The organism is Streptomyces sp. NBC_00576 (assembly GCF_036345175.1).
In the GTDB taxonomy this organism is placed as follows: Bacteria; Actinomycetota; Actinomycetes; order Streptomycetales; family Streptomycetaceae; genus Streptomyces.
The window spans coordinates 7,214,534-7,231,078 of sequence record NZ_CP107780.1; the positions used below are offsets into that span (position 1 = coordinate 7,214,534).

Below are 16,545 nucleotides of genomic sequence, written 5' to 3' on the forward strand. Positions count from 1 at the left end.
TTCGTCAGAGTCTGAGTAGGGCATCCTTCACCGCCTGAAGAAGAGTCATGTCCGGTTCCTGGCCGACGGCGACCGCGAGCGGTGGCCTGGCCGTCACCCGGTCCAGCGTGATGAGGTCGTCGACGAGGATCTTCGTCACCGCCACCGGCAGATTCAGCCCGGCGGCGACCTCTGCGAGGGCCACCGGCACCCGGCACTGCCGGAGGATCACCCGGTGCTCGGGCTGCAGCCCCCGGTCGCCGGGCCGTTCGGCGGGCGCGACGGTCGCGATCACCGTGATGAGGGTGAGATCGTCACGCACCGAGGCCGTACGCCCATGGGTGATCGTGTACGGCCGGACGAGGCTCTCCTCGGCGTCATCGTCGTCCGGCGACGCGTACGCCCAGTGGCTCACTCACGCCCCCCGCCCTCCAGGCGCTGGACCCGCACGTCGGTCCCCAGCCGCTGCCCCACCTGCTGTACGAGGGTGTCCATCGCCACGGCCATCACCTCGGCGTCGACCTCCTGGTCCGCCACGACCGCCAGATGGGTGCCCCGGCCGGCCGCGCTGACGAACAGCCAGAGCTCGTCGAGCTCGATGATGACCTGGTGGACGGCCCCGCCGCCGAAGACCTCGCCGACGCCACGGGCCAGGCTCTGCTGACCGGTGGCGATGGCGGCCAGGCGTTCCGCGTCGACCCGGGCGATGCTGCTGGACTGGCTCACCACCAGACCGTCGTCGGACAGCACGATGGCGTTCCGGGTGCCCGGAACCTGGTCGACCAGACGGTCGAGCAGCCAGTCGAGGTCGGAGTTGGTGGCAGTGGTTCGCAGAGTCATCGTCCGTCTTCCTTCCGGGCCCGGTCTGGTCCCGGTGAGGGGTGGGTGGGCTGGTGGTCGATTTGCTGGGCGGGCCGGTGATCGCCGTCGGACCTGCGCCGGGCGGCCTTGGACTGGCGCTGGAAGGCACCGACGGTGGCACTGGATCGGGAGCCCGTGCGGCGGGGCAGCGGCTGCGCGGCGGTGGGGCCGGGGCGCGGTGCTTCGGTGGCGTACGAGGGGGGAACCTCCCGGAGTTCGGTGACGAGACTGGCCTGCCGGACGCGCCGGGGGAGGGGGTTCGGGCTCGCCGCGGGTGTCTGGGCGGGGGCCTGCGCGGGGGTTTGCGCGGGGCGGGTCGTGGGTGCCGAGGGCGTCGAGGGGGCGACCCAGGGGCCGATGAGCGGACGCGCGTACGCCTCCTGGTCGCCGACGTGCGCGGCGCGCGGCCGGAGTGCGGGGCGGGTGGACGCGTCTGCCGGTCCGGTGTGTGCGGTCGCGCCGCGGAGTGTGAGTGGGTTCGGGGTGGGGGCCGTCGGGGGTGCGGGGCGGGTATGGGCGTCTGCCGGTCCGGTGTGTTCGGTGGCGCCGCGGAGTGTGAGCGGGTCCCGGACGGGGGCCGTCGGGGGTGCGGGGCGGGTACGGGCGTCTGCCGGTCCGGTGCGGGCGGTCGCCGCGCGCAGTGCGAGCCGGTCCGGGACGGCGCCCGACTGGGGAGCCGTGGGCTCCGGGGGCGCCGACAGCGGGACCGGCTGTCCCTGCACCGGCTGACCGCCGGAGATCAGCTCCACCGGGACCAGGACGACGACCCTGGTGCCCCCGAACGACGAGGGCCGCAGCTCGACCTGGAGGCCCAGGTTGGCGGCGAGCCGGGCCACGACGTACAGGCCGAGACGGGCGTCGTCGGCGCGGGACATCACGTCCATACGGGGTGGCGCGGCCATCAGTTCGTTGGCCTCGGCGTACTGCTCGGGGTCCATGCCCATGCCGCGGTCCTCGATCTCGATCGCGACCCCGCGACCCACCCGGGAGGCGGTCACCTCGACCGGGGTCGGCGGCCGGGAGAAGGACACCGCGTTCTCCATCAGCTCCGCGAGGAGATGCACCATCGGACCGACCGCACGCTCCGACAGCCAGGTCTCGCCGTCGGTGTCGATCCGGATGCGCCGGTAGTCCTGCACCTCGCCCTGGGCGGAGCGCATGATGTCCAGCAGGAGGACGGGCCTGCGCCAGCGGCGCTGCGGGGTTCCGTTCCCGAGGATGACCAGGTTCTCCTCGTAGCGGCGCAGCCGGGCCGCCAGATGGTCGAGGTCGAAGAGGCCTTCCAGGACCTCGGGGTCCTCGTGCCGCCGCTGCATCTCGCCGAGACGTTTCAGCTGCATGCCGATCAGCAACTGGGTGCGCCGGGCGATGCGTTGCAGGAGCCGCTCGAAGCCGCGGTACAGCTCGACCTCCCGTACGGCGGTATCCAGGGCCGAGCCGCGGGCCTGGTTGAGGGCCTGGCCGAGCTGGCCGAGTTCGTCGTCGCCGTGGTGGATCTCGGGCAGTTCGGCGTCGGTGTCGACCTTCTCGCCCTTGCGCAGCCGCTCCACGAGGTCGGGCAGCCGCTCCTGGAGTTCCAGGGCCTCGGCGCGCAGGCCGGAGATCCGGCGGCGCAGTGTTCCGGTCAGGCGCAGTGAGAGGACCAGCATCAGCGCCACGGACGCCGTGCTCACGGCGCTGTTGACGATCATGTCGGTCATCAGGCCGTCGAGTTCGTCCTCGGTGGAGGCGAGGAGGTCCTCGGAGTACGCGTTGCCCGCCCCCACCAGTTGGGGGGTGATCCCCGCGATGCTCTGCCGCCACTTCACACCGAGCGCGGCGGAGACGGCGGTCGGGCCGCCGGCGTCGGTGTTGTCGGTGTCCTCGGTGCTCAGGAGGATCTGCTCGACCGAGGTCTTCCGCTTCCAGTCGTCGCCGGTCAGTACGGTCCGGTAGGCCTCGGCCCGTATGTCCGGAAGCTGCGGTACGACCTTGTCGCTGTAGATGTGCTCCTGGCTGCCGATCATCTCGGCGATCTGGAAGCGTTGCTCACCGCTGAGTCTGCCGCTCGCCACTCCCGCCGTGATGATCGCGTCCTCGCGCGAGATCATCTCCTGGCCCCACTGCGCGTCGAGCGCCGGCCGGGTGAGGATGGCCGTCTCGCCGAAGCCGACGTCGCTGAAGTCCTCGAGCAGTTCCATGGTCGACGCGATCACGCCGGTGTACGCGTCGAACGTCTGCTGCTGGTAGGTCGACCGCCGGTCCACGGAGTCCCGGTAGCCCTGCAGCTTCTTCAGCCCGAGGCTGACCTCCTGGAAGGCCTCGTCGAGAGCGCTCGGAGGAGCGCCGAGCGCGCCGAGGTCGCGTACGGACCTGTCGGTGAGTTCACGCTGACGTCTCAGTTCGGCCCGGTCGGCCTTGGGGTCCGCGAGCACCGCCGCGCTGAGCCGCCGCTCCTCCTGCAGGCGGAAGAAGACGGTGACGAGCGGGCTGCCGAAGCGTTTCCCCTCGATGCTGCGGTCATGGACGGTCCGCCAGTCGCCGTAGAGGTGGGCCGAGTCCATCGTGCCCAGGGCGACCAGGGCCAGACAGGGCACCAGAGCCAGGACGAGGAGCATGGTCCGGACCGACATCCGGCGCTTCGGAGCCCGGTCCTGCGGCTGTTGCGCTGTGCGTGCGTGGAGTGCCACAGAGGCCCCGGCCTGTGAGTGCTGACGGACCTGTCCGAAAAGAAGTGGTCCGCACCATGACAGGGGGAGCCTACCGATCCACGAAATCATCACAACAGTTGTTCCGCGGAATTAGCGCGACTCGTTTTTCGGCCGATGGAGCCGACCAAAAGGAATCCTTCATACCGGTTTCGCGCAGCCGACCGGCGACTCCCCGCCCAACTGCACGTAAAGGGCAGTTGAACCGGGGCAGTTGAAGCGTTTGGCGACGGCCTCGGTCACCTCGTACTCCGGCCTCTTCTCGCCCTTCCCGTCGCACGCCGTCTCGCGCACCTCTCCGCGCCCGGTGCTGTACACGCAGTCGCCGACGATCGTGCGCGGGCCTCCGCCGCCGCCCGGGTCGCCGGGGTGCGGGGCCTGGAGGTTGCGCATACAGGCGTACCCCTGCGGGACGGCTCCGTCGCCGTCCTCGTCGGCGGCGGGGCGCTGTTCGCTGATGTGCAGCACGAAGTCGGTGGTCGCCGGGCACGACGGACCCTCGGTCACCCTGCCGTCGTACCGGGCCACGACCCGGGCCGCCGCCCGCTCGCTGGTGCAGGGCACCTCGGTGAAACTGGTCGTGCCGAAGGAACTGCACTCGTCGATGGAGAGGAAGACGGTGCCGTAGCCGGTGGGCCGGGGCGGCGCGGGCCGCTGGTCGACCGCCGTACCGTCGGCTGCCCCCGAGGCTCCGTCCGACGAGGCACCCGCCGAACTGCCCGACGACAGCTGACATCCGGCCCCCGTGAACACCACGACCGCCATCAACAGCGCGCAGGCGAACACCCGCCCCCACGCCATTCCCACGGGCCCTGCAGAACGCATGGGCCCCACAGAACGCACTTCGCGCATCGCATCCCCCCGACTACCCCCGCCCAGCGTGGCCCGCGATGCCAGGGCCACGCCGGAAGTTCAGCGGATTTGAGCCTATTGGGGGTAGTGCGCCGGTTGTGCGACGTACGACACGTACGCCTCCCTACCTCCCGTCTCTAGTACGACAGTCCGTGACCGATCGGATACAGCACCCGCGTCGGATCGTCCGCGCGCAGCACCGGCACCGGCAGTTTTCCGCGCGGCCGGACCCGCCCCGCGATCACCCGTGCGGCGGCCCGGAGTTCGACGTCCGTCCAGGAGTAGGTGGCCAAGTAGGCCTGTACAGCTGGCAGTTGGGCCACGTCGTAGGGGTTACGGACGGCGACGCACACCACGGGCCGTCCGGTGGCGAGGAGTTGGGTGACGAGGGTGCGCTGACTGCTTGTGCCGCTGAGGTTGTACGTGCCGACGACCACCGCGTCCACCTCCCCGGCGGCGGCGACGGCCCGCGCGATGACGGCGGCGGAGGGGGCGGTGCCGGTCGACAGGGCGGTGGCGGTGAAGCCCAGTTCGGTGAGGGCGTTCGCCAGCACGGTGGTGGGCGGCCCGGTGGTCCCGGACGGCGAGGCGGGATCGGCCCCGACGACGAGCACCTTCTTCTGGGTCGCCCGGGAAAGGGGCAGCAGTTTCCGCTCGTTGACGAGGAGGGTGGTGGTCCGCTCGGCGATCCGGTCGGCGGCCAGGAGATTGCCACGGACACCGACGGCCCGGTCGACCCCGGCGTGGCTGACGTACGGCCGGTCGAGCAGCCCGAGCCGGTTCTTGAGCCGGAGGACGCGCAGGATCGACTCGTCGAGCCGCGCCTCGGTCAACTCGCCCTGCCGCACTGCCGTCAGTACGGCGTTCCAGGCGATGTCGATCGACGGCGGGTTGAGCAGTTGGTCGACCCCGGCCTTGAGCGCGAGCACCGGAACACGGTCGTCGCCGTACTTCTCCCGTACGCCCTGCATGCCCAGGGAGTCGGTGACCACGACTCCGTCGTAACCGAGTTCCCCGCGCAGGATGCCGGTGAGGATCGGGCGGGAGAGGGTGGCGGGGTCGCCGGAGTCGTCGAGGGCCGGAACCATGATGTGCGCGGTCATGATCGAGTCGATGCCGGCGCGGATCGCGGCGCGGAACGGCGGCGCGTCGACGGTGCTCCACTGTTCGCGCGTGTGCTCGATGACGGGGAAGCCGTAGTGGCTGTCGACGGCGGTGTCCCCGTGCCCCGGGAAGTGCTTGGCGGTGGCGGCGACGGAGGACCGCTGGTACCCGGTGACCTGCGCGGCGACCAGCCCGGCGACGGCCTTCGGATCGGCGCCGAACGACCGTACGCCGATCACCGGATTGGCGGGGTTGACGTTCACGTCGGCGACGGGCGCGTAGTCCTGGCGGATACCGAGGGCGCGCAGTTCGGCGCCGCCGATGCGGCCGGCGGTCAGCGCGTCGGTGCGCGACCCGTTCGCGCCGAGGGCCATGGCCCCGGGGAGGAGCGTGGCGGGCCTGCCGACGCGGGCGACGATGCCGTGCTCCTGGTCGGTGGAGATGAGGACCGGCAGTCCGCCGGGAAGGGTGAGGGAGGCCTGCTGGATGCCGTTGCTCAGGTCGGCTATCTGATGCGGATCGCGGGTGTTGTGCGCCCACGCGAAGTAGATGATCCCGCCGACCCGGTACTTGGCGACGAGCTCGGCGGCCGTCCGTACGCCGATCTCGTCGAGGTTGGCGTCGATGTCGGCCTGTTCGGGCGTGGTGGCGGAGTGCCCGTACACCCGCATGACGAACAGCTGGCCGACCTTCTCCTCCAGTGTCATACGGGAGATGAGTCGACGGAGTCTCGTGTCGCTGTCGTGACGGTCGGACGGATGTGCTTCGCCGCCGAGGGCGAGGGTGGCGCCGGTACCTGCGGTCGCGGCGAGAAGTGCGCGTCTGGATGGACGGGCACTGGTCCCGTTCTGCTTCTGCTCAGCTGGGTCGCGCACGGGGGCGCTCCTCCCTCGTGAAGGAAACTTCCGAGAAGTCACGAATAACCGGGAAGTTTCTTCCAGTCAAGAGGGCGGGCACTGGCGGGAGATGGCCGATTGTCCCCGTAAAGGCCCCGGAAACGGGGGCCGTCACCGGCGCATCGGAGGGGGGCGCACCGGTGACGGCACGCTGCCGGCCGCGGGCGGTTGGAGAGGGTAGGTCAGCGATCGCAGCCAGCAGCGAGGCCGACACCGCACAACGGTGACTCATCCGGCAGTCGTGGCGGTTGGACGGAGCGGGGTGGGGGTGGGTTCCCGGATCGTGGGCGATTCCGGGAAGTCGGTACGGGGGTGGACGGCGGGGCGGGAGTGATACCCACGAGCCGCCCCCCGTAACCTGACCGACACACTGAAATCACATCAACCGCCTTACTTTCCAAGCCAGTTGGGAGATGATCCCGGTACTGCCCTGCGTGCCCTCACCGCAGCAGCGCCTGTCGGGGACCGGCCAGGGAGAAGCCGAGACACAGGAGGCGTGGGATGACCACGAAGACAGGACCCCAGCGATACCCGGGCGCCAGCCGGGCGAACTGGTACCAGGACGATTACCCGGGTGACCCGATGCAGGTCAACGTCGTCGTCCTGCACACCACCGAGGGGCGCACCCTGCCCACGTACAGCGGTGGCTCCATGGCGCCCAACCTGACGGCGGTGCCGGACCTCGCCGCCAAGAAGCTGAAGTGGTACCAGCACTTCGACATAGAGACCTCGTCCCGGGCCCTCGCCAACAGGCGGGGCGGCGTCGAGACCAACACGCTCAACGTCACCCAGGTGGAACTGGTCGGCACCTGCGACCCCAAGACGCACAAGAAGTGGACGGCCGCGGGCCAGGCGCACCTCTACTGGCCCGATGCCCCCGACTGGGCACTCAGGTCGGTCGCCCGGTTCCTGGCCTGGATGCACGAGGAGCACGGGGTGGCGCTGTCCGGCCCGAAGTCGTGGCCGGCCTACCCGGCCTCGTACGGCGACGGCGGCGGCCAGCGTCTGTCCTTCACCGAGTGGAGCGCCTTCAAGGGCGTCTGCGGGCACATGCACGTCCCGGAGAACGACCACGGCGACCCGGGCGCGATCGACTTCGCCACGCTCGTCAAGTACGCCAAGGCCGAGCTGGACGTGGACGACGACAAGGACACCCCCACCCCGCCGAAGAGCCCGGCCAAGCCGGCGGTGCCCGCCTATCCGGGCCGCAAGTTCTTCAAGGAGGGCGCTGTCAACGACAACGTTCTCAAGCTTGGCAAGCAGCTCGTCAAGCGCGGCTTCGGCGACCACTACAAGGTGGGCCCGAGCCGCAGTTGGGGCGAGGCCGACCGGCTCAACGTCCGCGACTTCCAGAAGTCCCGCAAGGAACTGCGCGGCGACGCGGACGGCTACCCGGGCCCGCTGACCTGGCGCCTGCTGTTCTCCTGACCTGGAGGACGGGGCTCCCTTTGCCGTCTTCCGCGCTTCCTTCCGCTTCTTCCGCGCGGAGGGCGGCAGGGGAGCCCCGTCCGCCGGGACCGGGTTCGTGGCGCTCACCGTTCACGGTCCATTTCGCGGACGTTCCGGCGCGTGGGGCGCGGGGCGGGCGAGCATAGGGTCATGGCCGTCGTAGAGATTCCCGGTTCCAAGTCCATCACCGCGCGCGCCCTCTTCCTCGCCGCGGCAGCCGACGGGGTCACCACCCTCGTACGCCCCCTGCGCTCGGACGACTCGGAGGGCTTCGCCGAGGGCCTGGTCGCTCTCGGCTACCGGGTCGGACGGACCCCCGGCGCCTGGCAGATCGACGGCCGCCCGCAGGGCCCGGCGGCCACCGAGGCCGACGTCTACTGCCGCGACGGCGCCACGACCTCCCGCTTCCTCCCGACCCTCGCCGCCACCGGCCACGGCACCTACCGCTTCGACGCCTCCCCCCAGATGCGCCGCCGCCCCCTCGCCCCCCTCACCCGCGCCCTGCGCGACCTGGGCGTGGACCTGCGGCACGAGGAGACGGAGGGACACCACCCGCTGACCATCGCGGCGGCGGGCGTGCAGGGCGGGAACGTGACCCTCGACGCCGGCCAGTCCTCCCAGTACCTCACCGCACTCCTCCTCCTCGGCCCCCTGACCCGCAAGGGCCTGCGCATCAACGTCACCGACCTCGTCTCGGCCCCCTACGTGGAGATCACCATCGCGATGATGCGGGCGTTCGGGGCGGACGTACGCAAGGAGGGCAACGTCTTCGTGGTCCCGCCCGGCGGCTACCGGGCCACCACCTACGCCATCGAGCCCGACGCCTCCACCTCCAGCTACTTCTTCGCGGCGGCGGCCCTCACCGGCGCCGAGGTGACGGTCCCGGGCCTGGGCACCGGCGCGCTCCAGGGCGACCTGGGCTTCGTCGACGTACTGCGCCGGATGGGCGCGCGGGTGGAGATCGCCGCCGACCGCACAACCGTCACGGGCACCGGTGAACTGCGGGGCCTGACGGTCAACATGCGGGACATCTCCGACACCATGCCGACCCTGGCGGCGCTCGCGCCCTTCGCCTCAGGACCCGTACGCATCGAGGACGTGGCCAATACGCGGGTGAAGGAGTGCGACCGCCTGGAGGCCTGCGCGGAGAACCTCCGGCGGCTGGGGGTACGGGTGGAGACCGGGCCCGACTGGATCGAGATCCACCCCTGTCCGCCCGGTACGGCTCCTGCCGGGGGCACGGACATCAAGTCGTACGGCGACCACCGCATCGTCATGTCCTTCGCGGTGACCGGCCTGCGCACCCCCGGGATCACCTTCGACGACCCGGGGTGCGTACGGAAGACGTTCCCCGGGTTCCACGAGGCGTTCGGCGAGTTGAGGGACGTACTCCGGTAGGGCCTAGGCCGACTCGTTGAGCAGCCGGGCGAGGTGCTCGCGGCCGGCGCCCAGCAGCCCCTCCAGGGGTGCCGCGGCCTCGTACCACCGCTTCTCGTACTCCCAGCACAGCCAGCCGTCCCAGCTGTGCCGGGACAGGACCTCGACGCACTCGGCGAGCGGCAGGACGCCGGCGCCCAGTGCCAGCGGGGTGGTGTCGTCGGGCGAGGCGATGTCCTTGACCTGGACGTATCCGAGGTGCGGGGAGAGGGCCGCGTAGCTCTCCGACGGCTGCTCGCCGCCGAGCCAGGTGTGCATGACGTCCCACAGCGCGCCCACCTGACGGTGACCGACCGGGCCCAGGACGCGGATCGCGGCGGCGCCCGTGCGATGCGAGTCGTGGGTCTCCAGGAGGATGCGTACGCCGAGGTCGGCCGCGTACTCGGCGGCCGTCCCGAGCCGCCGGGCCGCCGTCGCGTCGGCTTCCTCGGGGCTCTGGTCCGTGCCGCCGCCGGGGAAGACGCGCACGAAGGGGGCGCCGAGGTCGCGGGCCAGGTCGAGGAGTGCGCGCAGGTCGGCGAGGACCGGTTCGTCGTCCCCGGGGGCCGCGACACGCACGTACCCGGCGAGACCGAGGATCTCGACGCCGGACGCCTTGAACTCGGCGGCCACATCGGCCCGTTCGGCGAGGCCGAGACCGAGGTGGACGGGTTCTTCGGGGTGCGTGCGCAGTTCGACACCGTGATAGCCGTGGGCGGTCGCGAGCCGCAGGACTTCGGGGAGGGGGAGACCGGGGACGCCGAGGGTGGAGAACGCCAGTTTCATGCTCACGGACCCTACCCGTCGCGTCGCGATTTCACCGTTCCGTCGTTCCGTGCAGATCCAGCCGCCAGTCCTGGCCCACGAGATCCTTGCCGAAGGAGCGGTGGGGCTTCTCGGTGGCGAGGACGAAGCCGTGCCGCCGGTAGATGTGGCGGGCGGCGGTGAGTACGTCGTTGGTCCACAGGACGAGCTCGCGGTAGCCGACCTCCCGGGCGAAGCCGATGACGGCCGCGACGAGCCGGTCGCCGATACCGAGCCCGCGCGCCTCCGGCTCGACGAGCAGCAGCCGCAGCCGGGCCGTTCCGGGTGCCTCGTCCCGTACGCACATCACGCACCCGACCGGCCGTCCGTCCAGCTCGGCGATCCACACCCGCTCCAGATGCGGATCGTGGTCCTCCGCGAAGTCGGCGACGATCCTCGCCACCAGCCCCTCGTAGTCGGTGTTGAAGCCGTACTCCGCCGCGTAGAGCGCCGCGTTGCGTTGCACGGTCCAGCCGAGGTCGCCGGGGTCGGGCTCACGCAGCACGACGTCCTCGCGGCGCGGGGGACGGCCGTCGGAGAGGAGCGAGCGGACCGTGTGCAGCGCCTCCGCGAGCCGGGGCCGGTCGGCGGCCGGCACGGTGGCGAGCAGCGAGGCGATGGCCTCCGAGGAGCGCTCGTTCAACAGATTGGCGGTCTCCCGCCCGCGCACGGTGAGCGTGACCCGTCGCCGCCGGGGATCCCGCTCGGAGGGAGCCCGCTCGATCACCTCGTCCTGCTCGAACTTGTTGAGGATGCGGCTCAAGTACCCGGCATCCAGCGTGAGTTCGGCACGGAGATCGGCGGCGTCGGTACGGGTGGAGTGCGCGAGCTCATAGAGGACGCGGGCCTCGGTGAGGGTGTAGGGAGCGTAGAGGTGGCTGCTGTAGTCGAGGGCGCCGATGACGTTCGTGTAGAAGCGGTTGAAGGAGCGGATGTCCTGCACGGTCATGGACCACCTCGGGGGCGACTGACGACTGGGGCACGGACAGTTGACTCAGTCAGAGATATTGCCGCTTCGAGGGTAGAGCCCGGGCGATGTGTTCCTCAAGACCCGGCAACGTAGTACGCCAGCCCAGCCACGAGGAACTGATGACGAGGGGCAGATCGCCGTCCTGCCCGCCGGCACCCCCTCGCCGCGCACAGGACCCTGTCCCTGGCCGACATCAGCGACGTCCCCGGCCTTCCGCCCGCCCGCCGGCCCCGCCACGGCACGTACCCGCCCGGCCCGGGCCCCGAGATCCGCGACCAGACACAGCCGGCCCAGCTGGCTGTGGACCGGGCACACCGCCGTCCCGCTGACCGACGCACCCCCCGTCGTCACCCACATCGCCTGGCCGGCGCACAGCCGCTCCCTCGCCCTCGCGGGGCTGATCCGCACGGCCACACAGCTATGACGCGCCCTTGGCTCCCGGCGTCGCCATCACGCCGATGACACACCGTCCGAGCGCCGACCAGCCGCTTCGCCCGAAGGCGGCCCTGCTTCGAGGAGCTGGAAGGACCTCAACGAGCTGAAAGGACCCCAGCGCCGAAAGCCCGCGCCTGCCTTGCATTCCGGCGCCGTATCAGGACGTATCAGAAAAAACTGCTCAGGCCCAGAACTCGTTGCTGCGGTCGATGTCCTCGACGCACTCGTCGAGGTCGGTGACCTTGTCCCCGACGATCCGGAAGACGATGGCGCCGGGCTCGTCGAGCTGCCGGCCCTGGCGCTCGGCGGTGAAACGGTGCACTGCGACCGCGTGCCCCCGCCCGTCGACGAGGATGTTCATCAGCACGACGCGCATGCTCCCGGCCGTCTCCTCGGTGAGCCGACGGTACATGTCGATGATCGCGTCCTGCCCCTTGAAGTCCCCGGAGAGGGGATGGCTTCCGGGTACGTGGTGGGTGCAGTCCGCCGTCATCAGTCCGCGCAGGGTGTCCATGTCGCCGCGCGAGAAGGCGTCGAAGCCCTTGCGTACGAGGGCTGCGTGCGGGTGCTCAGTCATGGTGATCGCCACCTTTCGGTGTGTGGGCGATGTCCGACCGACGGGACTCATTGTCCTCGGGTTCGGGGGCGCTCGCAGGTCAGGAGGGAGGCCTAGTCCCCTCTGCCATCGTGCTCCACCGGGACCGCGCGGCCGGTGTTCCGGGCGGTGCGGTGGGATTCGTAAGGTCGCGGAGGTACGTCAGTCCAGGGCGACCGGAGAGCTGCGTCTCGCCCACGACGGCGAACCCTGTGCGGGTCAGCACGGCCCGCGATGCCGCGTTGTCGAGTGTTGCCGCGGCACGCAGGACGGTCAGCCCGTAACTGCAGGCGGCGAGGTCGAACAACTCCCGCACGGCCCAGGTGGCCAGCCCCCGGCCCGCGGCACGCTCTGCGATCCGATACCCGAGGTCGGCGCCGCCATCCGCCACATCCGTGAGATTGACCCGCCCGAGCACCTCGCCCTCGGCACCGACGAGCACGTGGAAGTAGCAGACACCGGCCTCCTGCTCGGCCAGCAGGGCACGGTGGCGCTCGTCGAACCGGGCGAAGTAGTCATCGCCTCGGTCCGGGACAGACGCCGCGAAGTAGGTCCGGTTCTCCTGCTCGAAGGCGAGTAGTGCGGCGGCGTGGCCTGGACGGAGCAGCTGCATCTCGGGCATGAACAGGAATATAGGCAACGCGACCGCCGCCCGGTCCTGATTTTCTCCGCGCTCCACAGCCCGTCCGGCGTTTGAGGACAAGGCCCGTTCAGGGCCGTAGGGGGGTTTGGGGGCACAGCCCCCAGGGATGGGACGGGTAGGGGCGGCGGGGGCGAAAAACCTGACCCCCGCACCCCCCAACCCCCTACTTCCGAGGCACCCCCGAAGACCCCCGAACCATCAACTCCCCCCGAACCGTGGCGATCCCCCCGGGCGGCGGCTCCTCGCGCCCCATCGCGATCCGCCCCGCCCTGGCCCCCGCCTCCGACAACGGCAACCGCACCGTCGTCAGCGAAGGCACCGCGTCCACACTGAACGGCAGATCGTCGAACCCGGCGACGGACACGTCGTCCGGGATCCGCCGCCCCGACTCCCGCAGCGCCGCGCACGCCCCGATCGCGACGGAGTCGTTCGCGGCGACCACAGCCGTGAGCGACGGGTCCCGCCGAAACAGCTCCAGCGTGGCCTCGTACCCCGACCGACGGTCGTACCGCCCGTAGACGGTCCACCGGGGATCCTCGTCGATCCCGTGGACCGTCAGCGCCGCCCGGTGACCCTCCAGCCGGTGCCGCGTCGTCGTCCGCTCCTCCGGCCCCGCGATGTATCCCAGCCGCCGGTGCCCCAGCCCGATCAGGTGCTCGGTCAGCTCCTGCCCGCCCCCGCGGTTGTCGAAGGTCAGCGCGATCGCCGAGGTGTCCGGCGCCGGCGGACGCCCGCACAGCACCACCCGCGTCCCCGCATCCGCGAGTCGCCGCAGCTTCGCGGAGACGGCCGCGAGGTGCGGCGGGTTCTCGACCGCGCCGCCGGTCAGCACGACCGCCGCGGCGCGCTGCCGCTGCAGCAGGGTGAGGTACGTCAGCTCGCGCTCCGGGGAGCCGCCCGTGTTGCAGACGACCGCCAGCCGTTCGCCGCCCGCGCGCCCGCCCGGGCCCGAGACCTCCGACTGGATCGCGCTCGCCATGATCCCGAAGAAGGGGTCGGCGATGTCGTTGACGAGAATCCCGACGAGGTCGGACGTGGCCGCGGCGAGTGCGCTCGCGGGTCCGTTGAGGACGTAGTCCAGTTCGTCCACGGCGCGCAGTACCCGCTCGCGGGTGGTTGCGGCCACGGGATAGTTCCCGTTCAGTACGCGCGACACCGTCGCGGGCGAGACCTGCGCGCGGGCCGCCACGTCCGCCAGGGTCACCGTCATCTCGTCGTCCTCCGGTCGCGCATCATGTTGTCTGTCGCGTTGCAGTAAGTTGTCGTATTTTGCGTTTTCGCGTCCATACAGATGCAGACCCTATGACCTTCGGCTGACCCACGACCGTCCTTCGGCCCCTGCCGTTCGTACCCTCGAACAATTCGACGTCTCTGTGCTCTTGTCCAGACCGCTGCACAGAGGCTAGCTTCTCCCTAGATAGAAAGCGCTTGCTGTGACGCTTGCCAGTAGGGCTGCCAGGGGGCTGCTCTTCCACGGGCGTACGCGGCGCGTACACCGCGTACCCCGCCCCTGTGGCACCTACGAAGGGAAAGACGTGACACGCAAGACGGTGCGTATCGCCATGAACGGCGTGACCGGGCGCATGGGCTATCGCCAGCACCTGGTCCGCTCGATCCTCGCCCTGCGCGAGCAGGGCGGTCTCGACCTCGGCGACGGCACCGTGCTGTGGCCGGAACCGATCCTGGTCGGCCGCCGCGAGCACGCGCTGAAGGCGCTCGCCGAGCAGCACGGCCTGGACCCGCAGAACGTCTCCACGAACGTGGACGAGGTCCTCGCCGACCCGACCGTCGACATCTACTTCGACGCGCAGGTCACCTCGGCCCGCGAGGAGTCGATCCGGAAGGCGATCGCGGCGGGCAAGCACATCTACACCGAGAAGCCCACCGCCACCGGTCTCGAAGGAGCCCTGGAGCTGGCCCGGCTGGCGAACGCGGCCGGTGTGCGCCACGGCGTTGTCCAGGACAAGCTGTTCCTCCCGGGCCTGCTGAAGCTCAAGCGCCTCATCGACGGCGGCTTCTTCGGCCGCATCCTCTCCATCCGGGGCGAGTTCGGCTACTGGGTCTTCGAGGGCGACTGGCAGAGCGCCCAGCGTCCGAGCTGGAACTACCGCTCCGAGGACGGCGGTGGCATCGTTGTCGACATGTTCCCGCACTGGGAGTACGTGCTGCACGAGCTGTTCGGCCGGGTGAAGACCGTCCAGGCCCTCACCGCCACCCACATCCCGCAGCGCTGGGACGAGAACGACAAGCCGTACGACGCCACGGCCGACGACGCCGCCTACGGCATCTTCGAACTCGAGGGCGGCGCGATCGCCCAGATCAACTCCTCCTGGACCGTGCGCGTCAACCGCGACGAGCTGGTGGAGTTCCAGGTCGACGGCACGGAGGGGTCCGCCGTCGCCGGTCTTCGCAACTGCCGTGTACAGCACCGCAGTTCGACCCCGAAGCCGGTCTGGAACCCGGACATCCCGGCGACCTACTCCTTCCGCGACCAGTGGCAGGAGATCCCGGACAACGCCGAGTTCGACAACGGCTTCAAGGCCCAGTGGGAGCTGTTCCTCAAGCACGTCTACGCCGACGCGCCCTACCAGTGGGACCTGCTGGCCGGCGCCCGCGGTGTCCAGCTCGCCGAACTGGGCCTGAAGTCCTCGGCGGAGGGCGTCCGTCTCGACGTACCGGAGATCTCGCTGTGACCATCCAACTCCCGGACGCCACGGGTGTGTTGCGGGCCTACGAGCCCCGCGCCACCCCCCTCGCCCTCACCCCCGGCACCCCCTTCACCTCCCGTACGGTCTACTCGGCGGCCCACGTCGTCGCCGACCCGTACGCGGACGTGTCCCCGGACTCCCCGGCCGCCGTCGACTGGGACGCGACCCTCGCCTTCCGCCGCCACCTCTGGTCCCACGGCCTCGGCGTGGCGGAGGCCATGGACACCGCCCAGCGCGGCATGGGCCTCGACTGGGCGGGCGCCGCGGAACTGATCCGCAGGTCGGCCGCCGAGGCCAAGTCCGTGGGCGGTCTCATCGCCTGCGGCGTCGGCACCGACCAGCTCACCGCCCCCGGCGCCTCCCTGGCGGACATCCGCAAGGCGTACGAGGAGCAACTCGCCCTCGTCGAGGAGTCCGGCGCCCGGACGATCCTGATGGCGTCCCGGGCCCTGGCCGCAGCGGCGAAGGGCCCCGAGGACTACCTCGACCTCTACGGCCATCTGCTGCGCCAGTCCGCCGAACCGGTGGTCCTGCACTGGCTCGGCCCGATGTTCGACCCGGCGCTGGAGGGCTACTGGGGGTCCAGCGACCTCGACGCGGCGACCGAGACCTTCCTCGACGTCATCGCCGCCCACCCCGACAAGGTCGACGGCATCAAGGTGTCGCTCCTCGACGCCCAGCGCGAGATCGACATCCGCCGCCGCCTCCCGCAGGGCGTGCGCTGCTACACGGGCGACGACTTCAACTACCCCGAGCTGATCGCGGGCGACGAGAAGGGCTTCAGTCACGCCCTCCTCGGCATCTTCGACCCGCTGGGCCCGCTGGCGTCGGAAGCGGTCCGCGTCCTCGACACCGGGAACACGGCCGGCTTCCGTGAACTCCTCGACCCCACGGTCGAGTTGTCCCGCCATCTCTTCCAGACGCCCACCCGCTTCTACAAGACGGGCGTGGTGTTCCTGGCCTGGCTGGCCGGCCACCAGTCGCACTTCACCATGGTCGGCGGGCTGCAGTCGGCCCGCTCCCTGCCGCACTTCGCGCGCGCCTACCAACTCGCCGACGGACTGGGCCTGTTCCCGGACCCGAAGCTGGCTCAGGAGCGGATGAAGAACCTGCTGTCCCTGTACGGAGTGGCCCAGTGAGCAGCAC

Annotated in this window: 14 protein-coding genes and 1 pseudogene; 5 read left to right on the forward strand and 10 right to left on the reverse strand. The window is 70.7% G+C overall.

The genetic code is table 11. From position 1 onward, the window contains the following. Window positions 1-4: 4 nt before the first annotated feature. From OG734_RS31515 to OG734_RS31535, 5 genes are all read right to left on the reverse strand, one after another. The gene (locus tag OG734_RS31515; RefSeq protein ID WP_330290827.1) at window positions 5-394 is read right to left on the reverse strand and encodes a DUF742 domain-containing protein; all 390 of its coding nucleotides are present in this window, start codon (window positions 392-394) and stop codon (window positions 5-7) included. Further along, complete coding sequence (locus OG734_RS31520) at window positions 391-819, reverse strand: roadblock/LC7 domain-containing protein (RefSeq protein ID WP_330290828.1); 429 nt, start codon at window positions 817-819, stop codon at window positions 391-393. The genes OG734_RS31515 and OG734_RS31520 overlap by 4 nt, the downstream gene beginning before the upstream one ends. Further along, the gene (locus tag OG734_RS31525) at window positions 816-3,452 is read right to left on the reverse strand and encodes a sensor histidine kinase (RefSeq protein ID WP_330290829.1); all 2,637 of its coding nucleotides are present in this window, start codon (window positions 3,450-3,452) and stop codon (window positions 816-818) included. The genes OG734_RS31520 and OG734_RS31525 overlap by 4 nt, the downstream gene beginning before the upstream one ends. Before the next feature lie 216 nt (window positions 3,453-3,668). Then, the gene (locus tag OG734_RS31530) at window positions 3,669-4,352 is read right to left on the reverse strand and encodes a hypothetical protein (RefSeq protein WP_330290830.1); all 684 of its coding nucleotides are present in this window, start codon (window positions 4,350-4,352) and stop codon (window positions 3,669-3,671) included. Window positions 4,353-4,516: 164 nt separating this feature from the next. Beyond that, window positions 4,517-6,358, reverse strand: coding sequence for a glycoside hydrolase family 3 protein (locus OG734_RS31535; RefSeq protein WP_330290831.1), 1,842 nt, complete (start codon window positions 6,356-6,358; stop codon window positions 4,517-4,519). 522 nt (window positions 6,359-6,880) lie between these two features. Here OG734_RS31535 and OG734_RS31540 point away from each other — a divergent pair. Then, window positions 6,881-7,807 carry a peptidoglycan-binding protein gene (locus OG734_RS31540; RefSeq protein ID WP_330290832.1) on the forward strand — a complete coding sequence of 309 codons (927 nt, stop codon included), beginning with the start codon at window positions 6,881-6,883 and terminating at the stop codon, window positions 7,805-7,807. A gap of 171 nt (window positions 7,808-7,978) precedes the next feature. Beyond that, on the forward strand, window positions 7,979-9,226 hold the full coding sequence (gene aroA, locus OG734_RS31545) for a 3-phosphoshikimate 1-carboxyvinyltransferase (protein WP_330290833.1): 1,248 nt from the start codon (window positions 7,979-7,981) through the stop codon (window positions 9,224-9,226). A 3-nt stretch (window positions 9,227-9,229) separates the two neighbouring features. Here aroA and OG734_RS31550 read toward each other — a convergent pair whose 3' ends face one another. Together OG734_RS31550 and OG734_RS31555 are read right to left on the reverse strand one after the other, a co-directional pair. Then, window positions 9,230-10,030: a sugar phosphate isomerase/epimerase family protein gene (locus OG734_RS31550; protein WP_330290834.1), complete on the reverse strand. Its 801-nt coding sequence runs from the start codon at window positions 10,028-10,030 to the stop codon at window positions 9,230-9,232. Between the two features lie 31 nt (window positions 10,031-10,061). Continuing rightward, a complete protein-coding gene (locus OG734_RS31555) occupies window positions 10,062-10,997 on the reverse strand; it encodes a helix-turn-helix domain-containing GNAT family N-acetyltransferase (protein ID WP_330290835.1) in 936 nt (311 codons plus the stop codon). Window positions 10,998-11,065: 68 nt separating this feature from the next. On the opposite strand from OG734_RS31555, the pseudogene OG734_RS31560 reads away from it, so the two are divergent. Beyond that, window positions 11,066-11,442: pseudogene (locus OG734_RS31560) on the forward strand (LysR family transcriptional regulator); the annotation flags it as partial. 192 nt (window positions 11,443-11,634) lie between these two features. Here OG734_RS31560 and OG734_RS31565 read toward each other — a convergent pair. The 3 genes from OG734_RS31565 to OG734_RS31575 form a co-directional block, all read right to left on the reverse strand. Continuing rightward, complete coding sequence (locus OG734_RS31565) at window positions 11,635-12,030, reverse strand: nuclear transport factor 2 family protein (RefSeq protein ID WP_330290836.1); 396 nt, start codon at window positions 12,028-12,030, stop codon at window positions 11,635-11,637. 79 nt (window positions 12,031-12,109) lie between these two features. Then, window positions 12,110-12,670 (reverse strand): GNAT family N-acetyltransferase, encoded by a 561-nt coding sequence (locus OG734_RS31570; protein WP_330290837.1) that lies wholly within the window; start codon window positions 12,668-12,670, stop codon window positions 12,110-12,112. Between the two features lie 184 nt (window positions 12,671-12,854). Next, on the reverse strand, window positions 12,855-13,901 hold the full coding sequence (locus tag OG734_RS31575; protein ID WP_330290838.1) for a LacI family DNA-binding transcriptional regulator: 1,047 nt from the start codon (window positions 13,899-13,901) through the stop codon (window positions 12,855-12,857). Between the two features lie 325 nt (window positions 13,902-14,226). Here OG734_RS31575 and OG734_RS31580 point away from each other — a divergent pair, with 325 nt between their 5' ends. Next, window positions 14,227-15,384, forward strand: a complete 1,158-nt coding sequence (locus OG734_RS31580) for a Gfo/Idh/MocA family protein (RefSeq protein WP_330290839.1) — start codon at window positions 14,227-14,229, stop codon at window positions 15,382-15,384. After that, window positions 15,381-16,538, forward strand: a complete 1,158-nt coding sequence (locus OG734_RS31585; RefSeq protein ID WP_330290840.1) for a dihydrodipicolinate synthase family protein — start codon at window positions 15,381-15,383, stop codon at window positions 16,536-16,538. The genes OG734_RS31580 and OG734_RS31585 overlap by 4 nt, the downstream gene beginning before the upstream one ends. The last annotated feature ends 7 nt before the right edge of the window (window positions 16,539-16,545 follow it).